This window comes from Spirosoma pomorum (assembly GCF_054776615.1).
Genome location: NZ_BAAHBP010000001.1, coordinates 395,448 through 416,694, shown reverse-complemented (window position 1 = coordinate 416,694; position 21,247 = coordinate 395,448). Strand labels below are relative to the sequence as shown.

At 50.2% G+C, this 21,247-nt stretch carries 15 protein-coding genes; 10 read left to right on the top strand and 5 right to left on the bottom strand.

Going from position 1 to position 21,247, the window contains the following annotated elements:
* The first annotated feature begins 225 nt into the window (after positions 1 to 225).
* The 4 genes from ACYVAD_RS01680 (at position 226) to ACYVAD_RS01665 (ending at position 6,431) form a co-directional block, all read left to right on the top strand.
* Positions 226 to 1,257, top strand: a complete 1,032-nt coding sequence (locus tag ACYVAD_RS01680; protein ID WP_461137730.1) for an NYN domain-containing protein — start codon at positions 226 to 228, stop codon at positions 1,255 to 1,257.
* 20 nt (positions 1,258 to 1,277) lie between these two features.
* Positions 1,278 to 2,564, top strand: coding sequence for an aminodeoxychorismate synthase component I (pabB, locus tag ACYVAD_RS01675; protein WP_461137729.1), 1,287 nt, complete (start codon positions 1,278 to 1,280; stop codon positions 2,562 to 2,564).
* A gap of 243 nt (positions 2,565 to 2,807) precedes the next feature.
* The gene (locus ACYVAD_RS01670) at positions 2,808 to 5,648 is read left to right on the top strand and encodes a TonB-dependent receptor (RefSeq protein ID WP_461137728.1); all 2,841 of its coding nucleotides are present in this window, start codon (positions 2,808 to 2,810) and stop codon (positions 5,646 to 5,648) included.
* A gap of 36 nt (positions 5,649 to 5,684) precedes the next feature.
* Positions 5,685 to 6,431: a GLPGLI family protein gene (locus tag ACYVAD_RS01665; RefSeq protein WP_461137727.1), complete on the top strand. Its 747-nt coding sequence runs from the start codon at positions 5,685 to 5,687 to the stop codon at positions 6,429 to 6,431.
* A 69-nt stretch (positions 6,432 to 6,500) separates the two neighbouring features.
* Here ACYVAD_RS01665 and ACYVAD_RS01660 read toward each other — a convergent pair whose 3' ends face one another.
* Both ACYVAD_RS01660 and ACYVAD_RS01655 read right to left on the bottom strand, forming a co-directional pair.
* The gene (locus ACYVAD_RS01660) at positions 6,501 to 9,947 is read right to left on the bottom strand and encodes a ThuA domain-containing protein (RefSeq protein WP_461137726.1); all 3,447 of its coding nucleotides are present in this window, start codon (positions 9,945 to 9,947) and stop codon (positions 6,501 to 6,503) included.
* A gap of 176 nt (positions 9,948 to 10,123) precedes the next feature.
* Complete coding sequence (locus ACYVAD_RS01655) at positions 10,124 to 10,936, bottom strand: META domain-containing protein (protein ID WP_461137725.1); 813 nt, start codon at positions 10,934 to 10,936, stop codon at positions 10,124 to 10,126.
* 88 nt (positions 10,937 to 11,024) lie between these two features.
* Between ACYVAD_RS01655 and ACYVAD_RS01650 the strand changes: the two genes are divergently transcribed.
* A complete protein-coding gene (locus ACYVAD_RS01650) occupies positions 11,025 to 11,927 on the top strand; it encodes an LEA/WHy family protein (RefSeq protein WP_461137724.1) in 903 nt (300 codons plus the stop codon).
* 18 nt (positions 11,928 to 11,945) lie between these two features.
* Here ACYVAD_RS01650 and ACYVAD_RS01645 read toward each other — a convergent pair whose 3' ends face one another.
* The 3 genes from ACYVAD_RS01645 to ACYVAD_RS01635 all read right to left on the bottom strand — a co-directional run bounded on the left by ACYVAD_RS01645 (position 11,946) and on the right by ACYVAD_RS01635 (position 16,579).
* Complete coding sequence (locus ACYVAD_RS01645; protein WP_461137723.1) at positions 11,946 to 13,517, bottom strand: DUF1501 domain-containing protein; 1,572 nt, start codon at positions 13,515 to 13,517, stop codon at positions 11,946 to 11,948.
* A 98-nt stretch (positions 13,518 to 13,615) separates the two neighbouring features.
* A complete protein-coding gene (locus ACYVAD_RS01640) occupies positions 13,616 to 15,166 on the bottom strand; it encodes a DUF1800 domain-containing protein (RefSeq protein WP_461137722.1) in 1,551 nt (516 codons plus the stop codon).
* 177 nt (positions 15,167 to 15,343) lie between these two features.
* Positions 15,344 to 16,579: an MFS transporter gene (locus ACYVAD_RS01635; RefSeq protein ID WP_461137721.1), complete on the bottom strand. Its 1,236-nt coding sequence runs from the start codon at positions 16,577 to 16,579 to the stop codon at positions 15,344 to 15,346.
* 273 nt (positions 16,580 to 16,852) lie between these two features.
* On the opposite strand from ACYVAD_RS01635, the gene ACYVAD_RS01630 reads away from it, so the two are divergent.
* The 5 genes from ACYVAD_RS01630 (at position 16,853) to ACYVAD_RS01610 (ending at position 21,221) form a co-directional block, all read left to right on the top strand.
* Positions 16,853 to 17,992, top strand: coding sequence for a Gfo/Idh/MocA family protein (locus ACYVAD_RS01630; protein WP_461138507.1), 1,140 nt, complete (start codon positions 16,853 to 16,855; stop codon positions 17,990 to 17,992).
* A 21-nt stretch (positions 17,993 to 18,013) separates the two neighbouring features.
* Positions 18,014 to 18,445: a four helix bundle protein gene (locus tag ACYVAD_RS01625; protein WP_461137720.1), complete on the top strand. Its 432-nt coding sequence runs from the start codon at positions 18,014 to 18,016 to the stop codon at positions 18,443 to 18,445.
* Positions 18,446 to 18,535: 90 nt separating this feature from the next.
* A complete protein-coding gene (locus ACYVAD_RS01620) occupies positions 18,536 to 19,681 on the top strand; it encodes a Gfo/Idh/MocA family protein (RefSeq protein WP_461137719.1) in 1,146 nt (381 codons plus the stop codon).
* A gap of 33 nt (positions 19,682 to 19,714) precedes the next feature.
* Entirely contained in the window at positions 19,715 to 20,089 is a 375-nt protein-coding gene (locus ACYVAD_RS01615; RefSeq protein ID WP_461137718.1) for a four helix bundle protein, read from the top strand.
* 79 nt (positions 20,090 to 20,168) lie between these two features.
* Positions 20,169 to 21,221: a sugar phosphate isomerase/epimerase family protein gene (locus tag ACYVAD_RS01610; RefSeq protein ID WP_461137717.1), complete on the top strand. Its 1,053-nt coding sequence runs from the start codon at positions 20,169 to 20,171 to the stop codon at positions 21,219 to 21,221.
* The last annotated feature ends 26 nt before the right edge of the window (positions 21,222 to 21,247 follow it).

The following is a 21,247-nucleotide window of genomic DNA, read 5'->3' as shown; positions in this document are numbered from 1 at the left end:
CGATGGGTTCCACGCGAAAATGTGTTAATTTTGCGCCACAGTTCTACCCGAGTTTTTCCGGTAAAGCCACTACCAGTTCTGCTTTTTCTTGTTATAAGATTTATACAAAAAGCCTACCCGTAAATACGATTGTTTATTTGTTGCTATCCATACCGAAAGATTATCTGATTGTAGACCATCTCAAAATTTCTCACTTACTGTTTATTGTTTATCTAAAGTTCACGTATGTCAGCAGATTCATCCCGGTTGACCCGGATTGGCGTTTTTTATGACGGAAACTATTTTCTACACGTAAGTAACTATTACAATTATTCTCACGAACGGCGCAGTCGATTAAGTATTTCCGGACTGCACGCATTTATCAGGCAACAGGTTGCTAAGGAAGAAGAAGTAAATGAGCGTTTGTGTCAGATTGTTGACGCTCATTATTTCAGGGGGCGGCTCAATGCCCACGAAGCAAATCAGCGTGGTAATCAACTATTTTACGACCGCCTGTTCGACGATATTTTGATGTCGGAGGGAGTTATTACGCACTATCTTCCTGTTAAAACTTATCAGGGCTATCGTCAGGATAAAGGCATTGATGTCTGGCTGGCACTGGAGGCTTATGAACTGGCGCTCTACAAAAAATTTGACGTCGTTGTTCTTATTACGTCCGACGGTGATTACGTTCCCCTGGTTCGCAAGCTGAATACACTGGGATCGCGTATCATGGTGCTGAGCTGGGACTTCGAGTTTCTGAACGAACAGGGCGAAAAGCAGGTGACGCGCACATCGCAGGATTTGCTGGCCGAAGTATCGTACCCGGTACCAATGCACGATAAGATCGAGGCTGGTATTCGCAAAAAGGACACGACGATTCAGAATTTGTTTGTCAAACAAACGGCTAAACCCGCTTTTGCTACTCCCGCTCCGGCGCTGAGCAGTGGCAGCTTTGAAGACAGTGATGACTCGTATGATACGAATTACACAACGGGTAGCCTTTTCGATGATTATGATACGTCGGATGAGCCAAATTATAACCTGGCCGATACGCCTGATGCCGATCCGACTGGCCGGAAAATCAGTACTATTCGAAGCCTAAAGAATGGATATGGTTTTATCAACTACCCGCCCAACAACCTTTTCTTTCATTATACCAGCCTGATCGATACCGATTTCGAAGAGCTGAATATCGATGACGAAATTGAGTTTACAGTAGGTCAGAATCCAGAAGGAAAAGACATTGCCGTTGACGTACGTCTGTTGCGGTCGTAAGGATGGAGTCAGTTCGGTTGATGGTTGAGAACGTAGACGAATGGCGCTTGCGGGCGTTAGCCTGGGCCGTTTCAGCATCAACTGAGTTTGTCGCTCTCCTAAACAATAATCATATTCAGTACCCTAATGACCCGTTTCCTAACCGACTTTTCGTCGGGGCGAAACGGGTTATTTCGTGTACAACTCTTTATGGAGTAGGCCCCGATGTTTTCCAGCAACTGTATGAAGCGCAGCAGGAGCGACCTTCCCATTGGGTGGGGTATTTGGGGTACGATCTCAAGAATCAACTTGAACAACTTACCAGCCGCAACCCATACCGACTTCATTTTCCTGACGCCTATTTGGTAGAACCGAAGTGGATAATTGATTTTTTAGAACAGGAGATTACTGTGCAGGGAGATGGGGCACAGGTGGTACTTAATGCAATCAGGGCGTTTGAGTATACAGCGACAACCGCTGTTGCAGTCGATAAAAAAACACTGATTCAGTGTCGTGTTTTGCCGGATGAGTACCAAAGCAACGTGCGCCGGATTCAGGAGTATATTCAGGCGGGCGACGTGTACGAATTGAATTACTGCATCGAGTTTTTTGCCGAGCAATGTCAGCTTGACCCACTAAGTACGTATCAGGCGCTGAATCGCCGATCACCAATGCCGTTTTCGACGTTTCTGAAACTCGGTGATCAATACATCATGGGGGCATCGCCCGAACGATTTCTGAAAAAAGAAGGTCAACGAGTTCTGTCGCAACCGATTAAAGGGACCACCCGCCGGGGAAATACACCCGATGAGGATGCCATGCTGCGAAGTCAGCTGCTGAATTCCGAAAAGGAGCGGGCCGAAAACCTGATGATTGTTGATCTGGTACGAAATGATCTGGCTCGTAGTGCCGAGACGGGGTCAGTGCAGGTCGATGAGTTGTTCGGAATCTATAGTTTTCAGTACGTTCATCAGATGATTTCTACCGTATCAGCGTGGCAGCGTAGTGATGTTCCCTGGACCGATGTTATTCGGAATGCCTTCCCAATGGGGAGCATGACCGGTGCCCCCAAGATTCGGGCGATGGAAATTATTGACGAGCTAGAGGTTAGTCGGCGTGGGGTTTATTCCGGGGCTATCGGCTACGTAACGCCCGATAATAACTTTGACTTTAACGTCGTAATCCGGACGTTGCTCTACGACGTCCAGCAACAAATCGCATCTTTTTCCGTAGGGAGTGCCATCACCTACGATGCCGATCCAGCACAGGAGTGGGCTGAATGCTTGTTGAAAGCCAGTGCTATCCGGGATGTATTGACTGGGCAGTGAAAACCAGCCAATCATTTTTTCTGAAAAAAGGGCCTTTTCGTGTGGAATCGCCTATTTTTTTTACTCTTCTCCGGTAAAGCTGTGCAACTGTTTAAGCTCAACAAGCCTCATTAAAGGAAGATTAACCGTTTACTAAATAAGCTACTATAAACGTAGTTAAAAATCGTTAACGAGTTGATGAGCATATGCTACAGTGTTTAGCTTTGCCCAATATCCTAAGTCAACCTTTCCTTTTCCATCCCTATGAAAAACCTTTTCTGGTTACTGGCCATATTGTGCCTGGTAGCGGTTAGTGCACACGCCCAAACGCCCGGCGCGGCTCGTTTTACAATACAAGGGCATGTAGTCGATACGGCGTCGGCTCCGCTTCCTTCCTCGACAGTCATGTTGTTAAGCCCCAAAGATTCATCGATGGTCAACTTTGGCCGAACGGATGAAAAGGGGGTTTTTACGTTTAAGAATCTACGATCGGGTAACTACATTCTGAAAATATCATTTGTTGGGTACATCCCATACAACCTGCTGGTAAAACCCACGGGCGACGCTGTGGTCAATCTGGGGGACCTGAAGCTGAAACCCATTACCAAGGAGCTATTTGAGGTCGTGGTACGGACCGCGAAAGCGCCACTTACGATCAAGGGCGACACGATTGAATATAACGCCAGCTCGTTTAAAGTGCCACCGGGCTCCACCGTCGAGGATCTTTTACGGAAGCTGCCGGGCGTTCAGGTCGACCAGGATGGTAATATTCGGGCGCAGGGGCAGGAAGTTAAGCGCGTCCGGGTGGATGGAAAAGACTTTTTCGGAGGTGACCCTAAACAGGCTACCAAAAACCTGCAGGCGGAAGCCATTACGAAGGTGCAGGTCTTCAACGACAAAACCGAACAGGCTAAGCTAACGGGTGTTGACGACGGAAAAAAAGAAAAAACCATTAACCTGGAACTGAAGGAAGAATTTAAAAAGGGCGGTTTTGGAAAAGTAACAGCCGCGGCTGGCCCGGCCTCCAATAACGTATCGCCCCGCGCCGAGATTAAAGGTAACTACAACAAGTTCAATTCGAAGCACCAGTTTTCGCTTGTCGGTCTGGGTAACAACACAAATCAGCAGGGGCTTTCGCGGGAAGATTATCAGGATTTCCGGGGTAGTAACGCATATAATTCCAACCAGAACGCCGACTTTGGCTTTAGTGGTAATTTCTTCTATTACTCCGATAGTGGTGACGAAGGGCTGGGTATTCCGGTGAGCGGTCGGCAGGGGGTTGGTTTCTCCAACAACGGGGCTGGTGGCGCTAACTATAATTACGATACTAAAAAGAAGAAAATAAGCGGTAGCTATTACTACAACCAGACTCGGATTGAGCTGGATGCTCAGCGGAGCCGGGAAAATATTCTGCCGCAGGGAAATTACGCGACTAACGAAACCAGTAATCAGATAAACTTCAACGGAAACCACCGGGCAAGTCTGCGGTATGAGGCTCAGCTTGACTCGTCGAGTACGCTGGTCTTCTTGAACAATACCCGCTATGGAACCGGCAACGCCAACCTAGCCCGACAGCAGAATATCATCCGTGGTGTGGGGGATACCACGCGAAACATAACCGGCAACCGTAGTGAGCAGGAGCAATTTGCTATGGCGAACTCATTGATTTACCGGCTGAAGATGAAAAAGAAAGGTCGGAGCTTCGCGGCCAGCGCTACGCATGAAGTAAACTCCAGCAATGCGTCGCTGTTGCTGAATTCGGTTAATACGTATACGTCGTCCAACCCGGCTAATCGTATTCCGAACGTGCGTCAGGATCAGTATAACGATGTGCTCCGGAGCGAGTACAAAGCCAGTCTGCAATTTATAGAGCCGTTTGCTAAGCGCTTTACCTGGGAAACATTCTACAACTTCAGTCTGCGGTATGATGAGGTGGACCGCGACGTATTCGATCTGAATCTTGGTGACAGCCGACCCCGGAACGATACCCTGAGTCTGTATTATAAGAACAACTATATCTACAACCGCTTAGGTAGCAGCGTCCGTTATTCGAACAAGGGATTGAATATATCGGTGGGGGCCGCCGGGCAGCGCTTTACGCTTGATGGCGAATTTGCTCGCGATCAGACCGCTCCAAACCGGCAGGCGATCAACCGGGTGTTCACAACGTTAATTCCGAACGTTGATCTGAACTTTGACTTAAAAAATAATCGGTACCTCTGGGGGGGGTATAGTGTGAACGTACGTATTCCGACGTCGCGTGACCTACAGCCCGTTGTGAACAACAGCAACCCCCTTTTTATCAACAAGGGAAACCCGGACCTGTTACCCGAACTGGGACACAGTGTCAACCTGGGTTTCAACTACTTCAATCCCGGTAGCTTTGTTAATATGTATATCGGGCTGAATGCTACAAAATTCGTGAACCAGATTGTTAATAGCCAGGATACTGATTTACAGACGCTGGTGACGACGATTATGCCTGAGAACATATCAGGTGGCCGCAACTTGGGGTCTTATCTGGGTTTTGGTTTCCCGCTAAAGAAAACTAAAGCAACGCTGGATCTGAACGGAAACCTGAATTTTGGTAATAACCCGACCCGGATTAATAGAGTCTTGAACGAAACTCGCAATCAGAGCTATGGCGTAGGAACGCGATTGAGTCTGACGCCGGTTGATTGGCTGACGTTCTACGCCAATGCGAACCTAAACGTAACGAACTCTCAGTTTTCGATCAATACCAGCCAGAATCAGTCGTACGTCAACAACAACTTTAGTGGCGATCTAACACTGAAACTACCCCATGACTGGTACATCAACAGCAGCCTGAACTACCGCGTTAGTCGCAATGCCGTACTGAACTTCGACCAACGAATTCCAATTCTGAACTCGTCGCTTTACCACATTTTAGGTAAAGCTAAGCGGGCAGAAATCAGGCTATCGGCCTACGATCTACTCAATCGGAACGTAGCCGTTACGTTGAACCGTGGAGCTAACTACACGCAGTCGGAAACCATTCAGACGCTGGCCCGCTACTTCACCATTGGATTTACGTACAACATGCGGGGCGTTCAGGCAAAAATGCGCCGGGATGGTTTCTTCTGATCTATTTGATAATCAACTCACTTTACTCGTTTTGCGATGAAAAAGATCTTTTTAATACTATGTCTATTCTGTAGTCTGTCAGCGACAGCACAGAAAACGGAAGGGATTGCTACGTACGTACGTAAGGAGTATTGGCTGAAGATATCCAATCGTCTAACGTTCCTGAGTCAGGAGCAAAAAGACCGGATGGCGCAGACCTGGAAGAATTTCGAGGAAGATAATAAGGGCGTAAAAATGAAACTAGCCTTTAGTCCAAACGAAAGTCTGTACACCTACGACGGTGATGAACCCGAAGCGGGTGGTTACTCCTGGCGTAAGTCCGAATTTTACCTGTATCGGAATTTCGAGCAGGATAAGAAGACGGACATTATTGAAATGTTGGGCCGGACGTATGCCATTGAAGATTCGGTTCACGCGCCACGCTGGAAAATTGGTAACCAGATCAAAGAGGTGGCTGGCTATGTCTGCATGAAAGCTGAAACCGAAGACCCGATCAAGAAGCAGAAAATAACGGCCTGGTTTGCGCAGGATATTCCCGTATCGGCGGGACCAGAGCGGGTTAACGGGCTTCCGGGCTTGATTCTAGAACTGGATATAGACGATGGAGCCGTAACGGTCGAAGCCACCAACGTAACGTTCCGTCCGCTAACGCCCGCTGATCTGAAATTGCCCAAACTGAAAACGCGCAAGATCAACGATGTAGCCTATGATGGGTTAATTGATAAGCACATCAAAGAACAGATGACCGCCCACCAGAATCCATACTGGGAGATTCGATATTAGGATGTCGATTAAAAGCAAAAATCCCCGGCCAGTTCTGGTCGGGGATTTTTGCTTTTCTATTGATTTCTACTACTTGCCTTGTCCCGAGTCGCTACCGGCGGACTGCATGAACTGAATTTTGTCCAGCGCGAACAAGGCCTTAGGACCGGCGCTTGGGTTGACAAAAACGAAATAGAGCTTGTGCGTACCACTGACTGGCTGCAAGAAGGCAATGTTCACGGGACCCATAGCTCCGGTTTTAACGTCAGCCTGGCCCAGTAACGTACCCGTTGGCGAGTCAAGCCGGGCTTCGAGTTTGCCACCCGCCGTCTGATCGCTGGCGTTGAAAACATTGGCCGAAAGACCCTGAATACCGGTCATGTCCAGATCGTCGAACGCGATGTAACTTCCCGATTTCAGGCCAACAGCCGCTGGTCCAAGTTTTGGAATGTCGTACTGGTAAATGTCCTGCTTGGCATCAGCCGCCGTAGCTTTCAGCACCGGAGAACGTAACGCCACCGATTTTGATCCTGTGATGGGGCCAATAACGCCATTGCCGCGGTCAGTATAGGAAGCCGTGAAGATGTAAGAGCCCTCTTTTTTCTGCTTGGCTGGAACGTAATTACCCGCCAGTGGTTGCCGATTAGCTGCTTTCTCATCAGCCAGCGACAGAATGTACTGGACAATGGTTTCAGCTTCGTCGGTCTTCAGTTGTGGGTGGGCGCTCATAGCCTGTTCGCCCCAGACACCACCACCACCTTTGATGATTTTCTGCGCCAGTTGGGCTACTGCTTTGGGCTGACCTTTGTACTTCTTCGCCACATCAATGTAAGCCGGTCCGACCGATTTCTTGTCGATCGAGTGGCATGCTTTACAATCTGATAGATCCATCAGCCGTTTGCCCGTTGAGAAGCTGGTATTCATCTGGTGACCCTGCGCCAGGATAGTTTTATCAAAACCTTCCAGGTAATCAACCGTCACCATTACGTCCTCGGGGCTGATCCCTTTGGCCAGCGTTCCGTCTTCCTTGTCGCTTACCTTCGCTTCGTACTGAACTGGCTTGTCGACGAAATAGAACGTCTTGTTACCTTTCAGAGCTACATCTACTTTAGGCGTTTCGTTACCGACTTTAACTTCCAGTTCTTTCGTTGTTACGTTTCCGGCAGCGTCCGTCACTTTGAGCACAGGGTGATAAACACCGGGCTTGGTAAACGTAAAGGCTGGATTGGCCTGCTTACTTTTCGGTAACCCTTTCCCAAACGTCCATTCGTAGGTCAGTGCATCACCGTCGTAATCCATCGTGCCTTTGCTGTCAAATTTCACCGCCAGCGGAGCCGCGCCAACCGTTTTGCTAACCGATGCTTCGGCAACCGGCATCCGATTGCCTGCGTTGTATGTAATTCGTGACAGACGAGCGTCGGCGTTCTGCGCAAACCAGTTCGCGCCGTATTCCAGTACGTAGAGCGAACCGTCTTTGGCAAACTGCATGTCCATCGGGTGGCTGTATTTCGAGCTTGGCATGAACTCTTCCATCTTCACGAAGTCACCTTCTGGCGTCATCGTAACCGGATGAATCCAGTCGCGCATCCACTCGTAAGCAAAGAACTTACCGTCGTAATGCTGGGGAAATTTGACCTTTGAATCGGCTGGGTAATCGTCGTAGTAATAAACGGGACCACCCATAGCATTCCGGCCGCCCTTACCAACGATTGGCCCAAATTCCGGTGAGTCGGCGTAAGGGTAATAGATGTAAGCTTTCTGAGCAGGTGGTAATTCGCGCAGACCCGTGTTCAGCTTCGAATAGTTAATTGGCTTGGCTGGATCGTTGGCCGGTCCTGACGTACTATCGGCAAAGTTGAACTGTTTGTAAGGCTTATTATCTGCTACAAATAGCGGCCAACCGTAGTAACCAGGCTTCCGGGCCTGGTTCACTTCGTCGTGGCCGCGTGGACCAAAGGTTTCGCTGTTTTCCCCCGCGTCTGGACCGACTTCGCCCCAGTACAGATAGCCAGTACGCTGATCGACCGAAATCCGGTACGGGTTACGGTGTCCCATTGTATAAATCTCGGGCCGGGCGCCCTGCGTGCCTTTCGGAAACAGGTTGCCGTCCGGAATGTCGTAGCCTTCAGTATCGCGTGGTTTAATCCTGATAATCTTACCGCGCAGATCGTTGGTGTTGCTTGAACTACGTAACGCGTTCCACTTTGTACGGCCTGGCCGATCATCGCTCGGCGAGAAACCTTTGGACGCAAACGGGTTGGTGTCATCACCCGTCGATAGATACAGGTTCCCCTGCCGGTCCCAGGCAATCGACCCGCCCGTGTGGCAGCAATCGTCCCGGCCACCGATACGATCTACCGGAATACGTAACAGCACCTGTTCCGTGTTCATTAAGAGCGTGTCGCGGGCGTCGTCGTATTTCATCCGAACCAGTCGCTGCGCCGTATCGGGTTTCGTAGGAGAGTAATACAAATAAACCCACTTGTTCTGCTCGAACTTAGGATCGATGTTCAGCCCCATCAGGCCATATTCACGCTCGGAGTGAACGGGGATACGGGCCGCTATCTTGGTCGTTTTTGTTTTGGGATTGTAGATTTTTACGTCGCCTTTGCGCTCAGCAAACAGCACTTTACCATTGTCCAGTACAGCCAGTTCCGTTGGCTCGTCCAGCTTAGAAACCAGCACGTCTTTCATGAAGCGATTCTCTTCGGGGAAAGGCTGCGTTTTGACCTGGCTGTATTTCAGCTCGTTGGTCATAACGGATTTCAGACCCGCCAGCAGATGTTGCACGAACAGAGGTTCTACGTAAGATTCATCCGTGTGACCACCTCCCGTGTAGAATGATTTTCCTCCGTCGAAATCACGGTACCAGATGAACGGGTGATCTTTCCCGTTGGCTCCGCCCTGGTACGAACTTTCGTCCAGTTTCGCCAGGACCTTAATGCCTTTGGCGAAGCTCTTGTAGTTATACAACTCATCAAACCGTTTCCAGACGTCGGGCAGCATTTTGGTCGACGGGTGAGTTTTGTCCACGACGTCAATGTTAACATTCTGCTGTTTGGGATGACTTAGGAAGTAGGCACCTACGAGCTGGTTATACCATGGCCAGTCATACTCTGTGTCGGCCGCTGCGTGAATACCCATGAAGCCGCCCCCCGCCTGAATATAGCGTTCAAAGGCGGCCTGCTGTGGGTCATTCAGTACGTTGCCAGTGGTGCTCAGCCAGACGACGGCACCGTAACGCTTTAGGTTATCGTCCGTGAATTTAGAGGCATCTTCCGTTGTGTCAACGGCAAAACCGTTCTCCTGACCTAGTTTCATCAGGGCGCGTTTGCCCGCTGGAATGGACGCGTGCCGGAAACCCGCTGTCTTGGAAAAAACCAGTACCCGATTCAGTGCCACCGGCTGCTGCGTAGTCGATTTGGCTGACGTACTAGCCGTGCTTTTTCGGGCTGTTGTCTGCGTCCAACCGGGCACAGCGCTTGCTAGCATACCTGCCAGCAACAAGGCCTGGGAGGGTAGCCGTAGATAGTTCATAGAAGAAAGGGGTTTGCAAAGAAAGTTGGGTAAGCTATCTGTAAAGATACGCTTTGATTAACTTATTCGGTTACGTAATTGGCTTTTATTGGGAAATATATAATCAAAAAAGCGAACACATATGATAAAGTGCCCGCTTTTAAGAAGGTTGCCTGGATGGTAATCTACTTTCTTGATCAATCTACTTTTTTAAAGGTCATTACGGGTTCGTCGTTCCGGAAAAAAATCAGCTTACTGTCGCCTACCTGATAGGTTAATGGCGCATCGAGCGCTTTGACAAAAGCACTTTCCAACTGGTTTCCCTCTCCCAGGCACGCCATTCGTGTGGTAACCAGCGCGCCAAAACGAATCCGACGGGTATCCGCCCGAACGGGACCACTCAGCCGGTTACAACCGGTAGTACCCGTGACCCGCCCCTCGGTCAGTGAGATTTCCAGACGGGGGACCTCATTACGTGTTTCCGTTGCTTTGATGGGTTTGTCGCCTAGCATCGTCAATACCCAGTTGTCCTGCAGCAAAGCCAGCCTTTGTAAGGAAACACCACAGCCCGAATACGTTTTCGAGCGAAAACTTATTTCCACGCGGTAGTCGAGCCGCTTACCCGACCGCTTGTCGATACAGCTGTCGAGCGCAAACAGCACCCGAAGCTGATCGTCGCCTATTGTGGCATTGTATCGAAACGACCCGTCGGGATCGACCAGCCGTTCCGGAACCTGACTCACAACCGAATCCGTTGCCGAAAATCGGAATCGAAGCTGATTGTGGGACGGATTGACGATCAACGACCAGTCGGGTTCGTAGCCCATCGCAATAAGCTGGTTACCCGCCATCAGATGGCGGCCGTAATCAGGAAGTTCGTTGTAGGAAGCAAGCTTGGTACTGGTAAGTAGTTTGGCCGAGTCAGTGGGCGTCAGCGTGGCCCGGAGTTGAGAAGATGGGCGTCGGCAGGCTACGGCAAGAACCAGCAGACACAAAAATAAGGTACGCATAACGTAGTGAGTTAATGGGCTCTGATAGCCAACCTATAAACAGTCTGCTTCTGGGAAAGGTTACGCAGTGAACGCGACACGAGAGGTTATGAAAAAAGGATGGATGATTGCCCTTGGTATTATACTGCTGCTGGTGGTTGCTATTGGTACCTATGTCTGGTATACTGGAACAAAGCAGGAGTCAGGGGCTTACGACGATACATTGAAACCTCGCCTGGAAATGAGTACGGTCGATATTACCAATATTGACGACGACCAGATCGATATGATGATGAAGCTGCTGGTCGATAATCCGCTGCCGATCGGCTTCAAGGCCAATAAACTGCGTTATACGGTCTATATCGCCCGGACTCCCGTTGTCGAAGAGATTTATGAAAAACCGATCGAAGTGAAATCGGGCGATAGTACGCTGATTACGTTACCGGCCAAGCTGCTTATCAGCAAATTGAACACTGTCCTGAAAACGCTCGAACAGAAAGGTGTTGACAGCACAACCTACGGCGTTCGAGCGGTCTTTGACCTGGACGTACCAATCCTGGGTGAGCGGACGTTTACGCAATCATTTGAAACCAAACGCCCTACAATCTACATCCCTAAAATCAAGGTCGACGATATTGACTTTGGCAAGTTAGGACTCAAGCGGACCGACGTAGCTGCGAAAGTAAACATACAGAACAAAAACGCCTTTTCTCTCGAAATCACGGACACCCGTTATACGGTTTCGATCGATGGGAAAGAAATTGCGGATGGTTACCAGCCCGACCCGATTCAGATTCGAAAGCAGGCGACAACACCCGTTGTCTTTCCCGTAACGATGAAGCCGGGGCAAACGCTGGGCCTGCTGCCCAAAATGCTATTCGACAAAAAAGACACGCCGTTTCTGGTTACGTTTCACTGCAAACTGGTGAGCAAAGACGGCGATCCTTCGATTAACGAGAGCAAAATGAACGCGACAATCCGGGGTACGCTAGCTGACTTTAAGAAGGATTAGCATTCGCTGGCTTAGCGTTTACCGGGAAACGAGTAGTCGCTTCGTAAACGTGCCTTGATCGGTGCGAAGTTGGAGCACATACGTTCCCGTTGGCAAATGACTGACGTTAAAGTGAATCGTGTTGGGGGCTGGCTGACTTGTAGGCAGTGTCATTTGTCGTCCTTGCATATCGGCCAGTAGGACCGACGCGGTGTTACGTAACATCAGATCAGATTCCAGCACTACGTCCGAAGACGCTGGGTTGGGATACAATTGGACGGCGGAGGCCAGCTCTTCCGTTGCCGTCACGACCTGCGCGGATCGGAAAATCGGCGCTGCCGGAAAGTCCCGAAACAGCGCTTTGGCTTCAGTGGCCGAATCCGCGCCCAGCCAGTCGGTAAGCAGGGCTGCGTACACCTGCCGAAAGTCAGTCTGCATTTTGAGGTTGCCATTGTCCAAATCCGTCAGACTTGGATTCTTGCCAACCATAGAAGCTTTGACCGCGGAGCCAAAGACAAACATTGGTGCGGACGTACCGTGGTCAGTACCCCGGCTCCCATTCGACATCGCCCGGCGGCCGAATTCGGAAAACGTCATGCCGACGACCCGGTCATCAACCTTTAATTGAATCAGGTCCTGCTGAAACGCGAAAACGGCATCCGACAGCGTACGTAACAAATTGGCGTGAACACCGGTGGCGGAATTAGTCGCGTCCACCTGACTAGCGTGCGTATCAAAGCCACCGAGCGTGAGGTAATATACTTTGGTTTGCAGCCCACCACTGATGAGCCGGGCAATAATCTTGAGCTGATCGGACAGGGCGTTGTTGGTTGGGTAAGTAGCCAGGTTCTTGCCCTTGTCAGCTGCGTTTTTTATCTGTCCGGCATAACTGACTGAGCTAGCCTGCTGCTGGCGAATATACGCCAATTGCTGCCCGGCGTAACCCGATACGGTACTGACCGGATTGTTGGGCGTATCACCGACTAGCCGCGCGAACGTATCCGGATTTTGTAGCACGGTGGCCAGCGATTGTGTCGTTCCCAAAAGACTTGTTGCAGCTACATACCCGATCTGGATAGCAGGTGGATCGGCCAGGGTAGCGTTGGGGTAGCCGTTGGGAAAATTGGGAAAGCGCTGATCGAGATAGCGCCCCGTCCAGCCGCTGGTGGCAGTTTGTGACGAATCAACGGCTGTCATCCAGATGTCGCTAGCCCGGAAATGTGAAAAGTTGGGCGTTGGATACGAAACTCCCTGGACAATGCTCAATCGTCCGTCGTTGAACAACTGTTGCATACCCGTCATGGCGGGATGAAGTCCTGTGGCGGTTTGATTTTTGAGTTTCAGTACTTGCGCTTCAGGAATGGCAATGTTCCCCCGGAATGACGCCGAGGTGTAGGTGCTCATCTGGTCGAGTGGAACGACGGTATTGAGTCCATCGTTGCCGCCCTGCAGTTGGATGATAACCAGCACCCGATCCGTGGGAGCTGCCAGATCAATCAATGACCGGATAAACGACGAAGGACGGGCGTAAGCTTTGGCCCCGTAGCCATCAATCAGCACCGGCAGCACAAGCGACGAAGCCGCGTACTGTAAAAAATCACGACGTTTCATACATCAAAGAGTGAATGAGCGAAAGAATGAAAGAGCGTTCCACTGGTGTGGTAAAAGAGTGACAGCGCTGGCAATTCGCTCTTTCTCACTTTCGCTCTTTAGGTTATTTGGTATTCGGCCATGCGGAAGATGTAATTCAGAAGCGCCGTAATTTTGAGTTGGACGGCCTGCTTCCTGGCGGCATCAGTTGGTTTACTGACGTAGTCATTCCATTCATCGGTCCATTCGTAACGGGGAATTGATCCCAGAAAGACGGTGTCAGTGAGAAAATCCTTCTGCTGTTGCGAAAGTGGTAAGGCCAGTAACTGATTCGTCAACTCGTCAACCACTTTAGCGGCATCAGTGGGCATACTCAGGCTTTTTACATAGGCCAGGCTATCAACGGCCAGTTTACTATTCAGCTTCAGGGCACCCGTCGTCAACATATCGCTGAAGCTGCCCCGCAGTCCAAGCGTAGTCGAATTAATCCATTGCTGGTAGTAATTCGTCTGGTAATACGCCGTCCAGCCGAAAACGGTGGGTGGGTCAAGCAAATCCTGCTGCTGCTCCTTCGCGCGGGCATAAGCGTAGTTGCTTACCTGATAGAATGCGTTGACGTCTTTTGTCAAGTCGGGAGCTTGCGTCCCCCAGAATCGGAGCGTGCCGACAACCAGGTCCGTCGGTGATTTAATGATAGCGCCCCGTATGCTTTCATCGTAAAAATGCTGACTTTGAAACAGCGCCGTCAGTACCGGTTTTAACTCGAACTTACTGTTCTGAAATATAGTAGCCAGCGGCTGGATAACCTGTGCTTCGATGGTTGATGAAATATCTGCGTTAACAAACCAGCGGTATAATTTCCGACATATGGTACGGGGCGCTTCGGGATTCTTCAGTAACATATCTACCAGATCATTCAACTCGTCGATCCCGGCTGACGTACCCGAACGTCCTTTGATAACTGTATTTTGGTAAGCCGCCGAAAACTGTTTGTCGGTCGTGTCGTGCTGGGAAGGACGAAACGTACTGCTTATGTCGGCCTTCGTTTCGTCCCGGTACCCTACGTCCGTCCAGCCAGTCAGTACTTTGGCCGCAGTTTTGACGTCGTTCTCGGTGTAGCCGCCGTTACGTCCTACCGTGAACAATTCCTGTAGCTCACGGCCGTAGTTTTCATTGGGTTTGCTGACGATATTCTGATTGCCGTTCAGATAGCGGAGCATTGCCGGGTCCTGCGTCACGGCAATGGCGAACGTACGGAAGTTGCCCAGCGCGTATTGACGTAACAAAGCATTATACCGATACAAATACCGGTAGTCGTTAACAGTCGCCTGGGTTGCCACAAAATGGTTGGACCAGAACAGAGTTATCTTCTCGAGCAGCGACGATGATTGGTTGAGCAGCAGTCCCGCCCACCAGTATTTTACGTAAGCAGTTAACTTGCCCGCATTGACGCTATCAAAGGCCAGGTCGTGAAAGGTCTTGCCCGTTGCCGGATCAAGCGGAGGGGCCGGTGCCGATTGCTCCGCCAACAGGGTTGGTAGGAGCTGAGCTGGCGTCTTGCCCGTGAAGGCTTTCACCTGCGCTGGGGTGGGACCGAACGTAGCTCGACGTAACAAGTGTGCGGCTTGTGCCGCCGACAAAGGCTGAGTATATGTATCAAGAAGCGCCATAGCAACAAGTATGTTTACAGGCGTTGATCTGGGTTAACTAAGTAAGTTGAAAGATAAGGAGTAAAGTTGATTGTGAGGTTTAGTTAATTGACTTTTAATGAATTGCTAGAAAACAGGAAAGGCTTCGAATGCAAATCTGCTTTCGAAGCCTTTCCTGTTTCGTCTGAGTACTAGTACTTACAGCTGTGGTTGCTCCAGCGATACGCTTTCGTCAACAGCTTTCCGATTACGCATCACAAAGAACAAAATCGCGAACGCAACGATCAGAATAAGCGGGAAAACGATCATGTGTCCCAACGTTGCTTGTCCTGTAGCCAGATCGGCGGTTTCGGCAGTCAGTCCACGTTTGGCCGCTTCCTGATCCAGCCAGCCACCAATAATCGGCTGGAAGATCGACGTAGCGAACATACCCATACCGCCCATGATCGACAGACCGAAGGCACCCGCTTTTGGAATGTACTCGGCTACGAAACCCAGCATGGTTGGCCAGAAGTAACAAACGCCGATCGCAAAGATAATGGCCGAGAAATACACCATTCCCCCCGTTGCGTTACTCATCAGGTAGATACCAATGGTCGCCATGATAGATGACCCCCAAAGAACGCCCGTTGGGTTCAGGCGATGAATAATTGGACCCGCGAAGTAGCGGCCAACGGCCATCAGACCTGTTACCAGCGCCAGGATAATCATTGGATTAGCTCCGGCATTACGCATGATTGGATCAATCCACTGCTCTGGACCAAACTCCGAAATGGCGGTAATTGCCATGCAAGCCAGCATGAATAAATACAACGGAGAAAGCATGGATTTCAGGTTTTCTCCCGTCGATGCGGCTCCTTCTACTTTGCTGTCAGGGAACGATTGAGCAAAGAACATGAAGGCGTAGATCAGAGCTGGAATCAGGATCGAGCCGATTTGCAGCTGCCAGCCGAGTCCGGCTTCGGTCATGAATTTCGAGACCAAACTACCAATAACGATACCGCCGGGGAACCACATATGCAGGCGGTTTAGCATCTTGGTCTTCTGACTACCGCTGAACATGTCTGTTACCATAGGGTTACAGGCTGCTTCGGCCATCCCGTTGCCAAAGCCAACGAAAAAGGTCGAAATCAACAGACTCCAGAAACCGCTGGCGGTGATGGTCGTAACCAGACCGATAATGTGGGCCGCGAAGGCAAACCAGACGATTCGCTTCGGACCCAGCGCATTGTACAGTGGACCGCCAAAAATCATGGCGATGGGGAAGCCCAGAAACGCCATCTGGTTAACGTAGCCGAGTTCTTTTGCATTCAGGTTGAATTCGGTACCAAGCTGAGTCAGTACACCCGCCCGGATGGCAAAAGCCATGGCGGTAGTAATGATCGCAAAGCAACTGGCGTTGAACAGCCGCGAACGATTAATGGTTAAGTCCATTTCTGCAGAAGAGGGGGTTTATTAATTGACTCTGATTTTAAATGAAACGACAAAATACGGCACAAACTACTGAGTTTGGAACCGTTTTCGTGCAAATTTTCCGCAAAATAAGAGAAAATAGTTAATTTTCTGCCCTGAAATAAGGTACCTGACAGGCCAATTGTTTCTTCATTTACTGGCATATTTGCCCCGTTGTCCGGCCCCCATTATGGCTGTCGGGAATTATACTTAACGAATAAGTAACCATAATTACTCATGCACAGAAAATTGAGAATGGGTATGGTCGGTGGGGGGCTTGACGCCTTCATCGGAGCCGTTCATCGTCGGGCTGCTACCATGGACCACGAAATCGAACTTGTCTGCGGAGTGTTCAGTGCCAATCCTGAAAAGTCAAAAGCAACCGGTCAGTCCCTATACCTGCCATCCGATCGTATTTACGATTCATTCGAAGAGATGATTCTCCGGGAAAAGGAACTGCCCGAAGGTGAGCGCATGGATTTCGTATCGATTGTTACGCCTAACCATCTTCATTTTCCACCGGCCAAGATGGCGCTCGAAAACGGGTTTCACGTCGTGTGCGATAAGCCCATGACCATCAACCTGGAAGAAGCCAAAGCACTGGCCAACATCGTCGAAAAAACTGGCTTGCTATTCTGTCTGACGCACAATTACACCGGCTATCCGATGGTTAAGGAGGCCCGCGCTATGATCAAGGCGGGTAAGCTCGGTGAGATCCGTAAGGTCATTGTTGAGTACCCACAGGGCTGGCTGGCTACCATGACGGATACGTCAGGGAATAAGCAGGCCGATTGGCGTACGGATCCATCGCGTTCAGGAGCCGCGGGCTGTATGGGTGATATCGGTACCCACGCGGAGAACCTGGCCGAATACATTACGGGGCTGAAGATCACCGAAATGTGCGCTGACTTGACGACGTTTGTACCGGGTCGCCAACTCGATGATGATGGGAATGTACTACTTCATTTCGAGAATGGCGCGAAGGGGGTATTACACGCGAGTCAGATTGCGAACGGTGAAGAAAACGACTTCAACATACGGGTTTATGGGGAGTTAGGCGGTCTGCAATGGTTCCAGATGGAACCGAATACACTTATCTACAAAACCAACGAAGCGGGCGCGCGTCGTATCCGGACGGGCGTTGGCGAGTTATCGCCTGAGTCGAAAGCGGCTACCCGGATCCCAGCGGGCCATCCCGAAGGCTTTCTGGAAGCGTTTGCCAATATTTACCGCAACTTCGCCCTGACGTTACGTGCCCGAATGAACGGCGAACAAATCGATCCGATTTACACAGATTTTCCTGGTATTGAGGAGGGAATACGTGGCCTCGCCTTTATAGAAACGTGCATTGCTTCCAACAACTCGACGGAGAAGTGGACGAAGTTTAAAGAGTAGTTTCAAAGAGCGAAAGTGTGAATGAGTGAAAGAGCGATAGCTACCGATGAGTTGGGCGACGTGGTTTATGAGGCTTGGGTCGATTATTCGACCCATTCGAAAAGCCAGTTTCTGGACGATATCGAGCGTCGGCTCAAAACCTTTATGCTTCGTGCAGTTAAAGTGTGTCGGACTTTACCTGATACCTATGAAGGGCGACATTTTGGTTTGCAGCTTATTCGTTCGTCTTCCTCATCTGCGGCTAACTTTCGGGCAGTTCGGCGAAGCCGAAGTCAGAAGGAGTATTATGCCAAATTAAGCATAACGCTTGAAGAGTTAGACGAATCGTTATTCTGGCTCGAAACATTAATTGACCTCGACTTGATTGCTCAAAAACGTCTAGTCGATCTGATCGACGAGGGCTATCAACTGGTAAAAATTTTATCTAAATCCCGTAAAACAGTGAGCGACTGATACAAAGAGCGAAAGAGCGAAAGTGTGAAAGAGCGGTACCAAGCTAATCTTTCGCTCTTTCGCTCTTTCATTCTTTCGCTCTTTAAATTCATGCAAAAAATTAACGTTGCCGTCGTTGGCACCGGATTCATCGGACCCGCTCACATTGAAGCGCTGCGTCGCCTACCCAACACGAATGTTCTCGCCCTTTGCGAAGTAACCCCTGAGCTGGCTCGTCAGAAGGCCGATCAGCTTGGTATTGAGCGGTCTGCTACGTTCGATGAGATGCTGAAAATGGACGATATTCAGGTTGTCCATATTTGTACGCCGAACTTCCTGCACTACTCGCAATCGAAAGCGGCTCTGCTGGCGGGTAAACATGTCGTCTGCGAAAAGCCACTAGCGACCAATCTGGATGAAGCCGCCGAGCTGGTTGAGCTGGCTAAAGAAACCGGTCTGGTGAATGCGGTGCATTTCAACCTACGCTACTATCCGCTGGCTCGGCAGATGAAAGCGATGCGGGAGAACGGTGACCTGGGCGATATTTACTCGATTATGGGTTCGTACCTGCAGGACTGGTTGTTTTACGAAACAGATTACAACTGGCGTCTGGAGCCAGATAAATCGGGCGACTCACGGGCCATTGCTGACATTGGCTCCCACCTGATGGACATTACAGAATACATCACGGGTCTGAAAACCGTTGCTGTGATGGCCGATTTCAACACGATCCACAAAACACGCAAGAAGCCGCTCAAGCCCGTTGAAACGTATTCGGGCAAGATGTTGCAACCGGATGATTACGCTGATGTCCCTATCAACACGGAGGATCACGCCAACGTACTACTTCGTTTCGACAACGGTAATCGGGGTGTCATCACGGTATCGCAGGTTTCAGCGGGACGTAAGAACCAGCTGAAGTTGGAGATTGCCGGTTCGAAGAAAACCTTTGCCTGGAACTCCGAAGCGCCGAACGAAATGTGGATCGGTAACCGCGATGGCTACAACGAGAGTCTGATGCGTGATCCTGCGCTGGTGTATCCCGATGCACGGTCGCTCATTACGTTCCCTGGCGGTCACAACGAGGGCTTCCCGGATACGTCGAAGCAACTTTTCAAAGAGGTTTATGCCGCCGTTGCCGCAGGTAAGCAACCTGACAAACCAACGTTCCCGACTTTCGCCGACGGCTACCGCGAACTCCTGATCTGTGAGAAGATCTTGGAAAGCAACCGGAAGCAGGCGTGGGTGGAGATCTAATGGTGAATGCCTGAATGATAGAATGATCGAATAATGGATTCGCAGTCTGACTTCTCGGATAAAGAATTATTTATTGAAGAATTCAAACGACGGACGAAGGAGTTCGTCCTGCGCAGTATTCGATTATTTCAGGCGTTACCTAAAACCGAAGAAGCTCGGATAATTGGTAAGCAATTTCTTCGTGCCGCGTCGTCAACCGGTGCTAACTATCGTGCTGCTTGTCGAGCAAGGAGTAGAGCTGAATTTTACGCCAAAATCAGCATTACGATAGAAGAGGCAGATGAGGCTCTATTCTGGATGGAAGTCTTAAGTGAATCTAGCATTATTCCGCTCAAGCGCCTTGAAGGATTGATGATGGAGTCTAACGAGATTGTAAAAGTGCTGGCAAAAGCTCGCAAGAACACGTGAAATTGTAATTCAGAACGATAGAATGAGCCAGGTAAATCTATTCGCTCATTTTATCATTCACTCATTCAACATTGTTCCCATGAAAACCATGAAAGGTCCGGGCATATTTTTGGCCCAGTTTCTGAGTGACCAGGCTCCGTTCAATACGCTGGAGTCCATTGCAAAATACATGGCCGACCTCGGCTACAAAGGCATCCAGATTCCAACGAGCGATCCAAAGATTTTTGACCTCAAACAGGCTGCCGAAAGTCAGACGTACTGCGATGAATTGAAGGGCAAACTGGCGGATATTGGCGTTGAAGTGACGGAGTTGTCGACCCACTTACAGGGACAACTTGTTGCGGTGCATCCAGCATATGGAACGATGTTCGATGCCTTTGCGCCGTCTGAGCTGGCGGGTAAACCCAAAGAGCAGCAGGCCTGGGCCGTTGATCAGATGATTATGGCGGCTAAAGCCTCCAAGAATCTGGGGCTCAAAGCGCACGTTACGTTCTCGGGAGCACTGCTGTGGCCGTTTATGTATCCGTGGCCACAACGGCCAGCAGGTTTGGTAGAAACCGGCTTTACAGAACTGGCAAACCGGTGGACGCCGATCCTGAATGCTTTCGACGAAGCGGGAGTAAACGTTGGGTATGAGCTGCACCCCGGCGAAGACCTGCACGATGGTGTTTCGTTTGAAATGTTCCTGGAAAAAGTGGGTAATCACCCACGGGCGGGTATCAACTACGATCCAAGCCATTTCCTGCTGCAACAGCTCGATTACCTGCAGTTCATCGATTTCTACCACGATCGTATCTTCGCATTCCACGTAAAAGATGCGGAGTTCAACCCTACGGGTAAGCAGGGCGTTTACGGTGGTTTCCAGGGCTGGGTGGAACGTGCCGGACGCTTCCGTTCGCTGGGCGATGGGCAGGTTGATTTCAGCGGGATCTTCTCTAAACTAGCGCAGTACGACTACGACTCGTGGGCGGTGCTGGAATGGGAATGTGCCCTGAAACATCCTGAACAGGGGGCCGCTGAAGGCGCTCCGTTCATCGACAGCCATATCATTCGCGTAACCGAACGCGCCTTCGACGACTTCGCTGCCACCGGAGCCGATGAAGGGTTTAACAAGAAAGTATTAGGACTGTAAACGTAACAAGAGATCGTAATTGGGGG

Bases quoted from the DNA above. Each gene is read 5' to 3' on its own strand.
- ACYVAD_RS01680 (WP_461137730.1), top strand. From the start codon at position 226: ATGTCAGCAGATTCATCCCGGTTGACCCGGATTGGCGTTTTTTATGAC.
- pabB (WP_461137729.1), top strand. From the start codon at position 1,278: ATGGTTGAGAACGTAGACGAATGGCGCTTGCGGGCGTTAGCCTGGGCC.
- ACYVAD_RS01670 (WP_461137728.1), top strand. From the start codon at position 2,808: ATGAAAAACCTTTTCTGGTTACTGGCCATATTGTGCCTGGTAGCGGTT.
- ACYVAD_RS01665 (WP_461137727.1), top strand. From the start codon at position 5,685: ATGAAAAAGATCTTTTTAATACTATGTCTATTCTGTAGTCTGTCAGCG.
- ACYVAD_RS01660 (WP_461137726.1), bottom strand. From the start codon at position 9,947: ATGAACTATCTACGGCTACCCTCCCAGGCCTTGTTGCTGGCAGGTATG.
- ACYVAD_RS01655 (WP_461137725.1), bottom strand. From the start codon at position 10,936: ATGCGTACCTTATTTTTGTGTCTGCTGGTTCTTGCCGTAGCCTGCCGA.
- ACYVAD_RS01650 (WP_461137724.1), top strand. From the start codon at position 11,025: ATGAAAAAAGGATGGATGATTGCCCTTGGTATTATACTGCTGCTGGTG.
- ACYVAD_RS01645 (WP_461137723.1), bottom strand. From the start codon at position 13,517: ATGAAACGTCGTGATTTTTTACAGTACGCGGCTTCGTCGCTTGTGCTG.
- ACYVAD_RS01640 (WP_461137722.1), bottom strand. From the start codon at position 15,166: ATGGCGCTTCTTGATACATATACTCAGCCTTTGTCGGCGGCACAAGCC.
- ACYVAD_RS01635 (WP_461137721.1), bottom strand. From the start codon at position 16,579: ATGGACTTAACCATTAATCGTTCGCGGCTGTTCAACGCCAGTTGCTTT.
- ACYVAD_RS01630 (WP_461138507.1), top strand. From the start codon at position 16,853: ATGGGTATGGTCGGTGGGGGGCTTGACGCCTTCATCGGAGCCGTTCAT.
- ACYVAD_RS01625 (WP_461137720.1), top strand. From the start codon at position 18,014: ATGAGTGAAAGAGCGATAGCTACCGATGAGTTGGGCGACGTGGTTTAT.
- ACYVAD_RS01620 (WP_461137719.1), top strand. From the start codon at position 18,536: ATGCAAAAAATTAACGTTGCCGTCGTTGGCACCGGATTCATCGGACCC.
- ACYVAD_RS01615 (WP_461137718.1), top strand. From the start codon at position 19,715: ATGGATTCGCAGTCTGACTTCTCGGATAAAGAATTATTTATTGAAGAA.
- ACYVAD_RS01610 (WP_461137717.1), top strand. From the start codon at position 20,169: ATGAAAACCATGAAAGGTCCGGGCATATTTTTGGCCCAGTTTCTGAGT.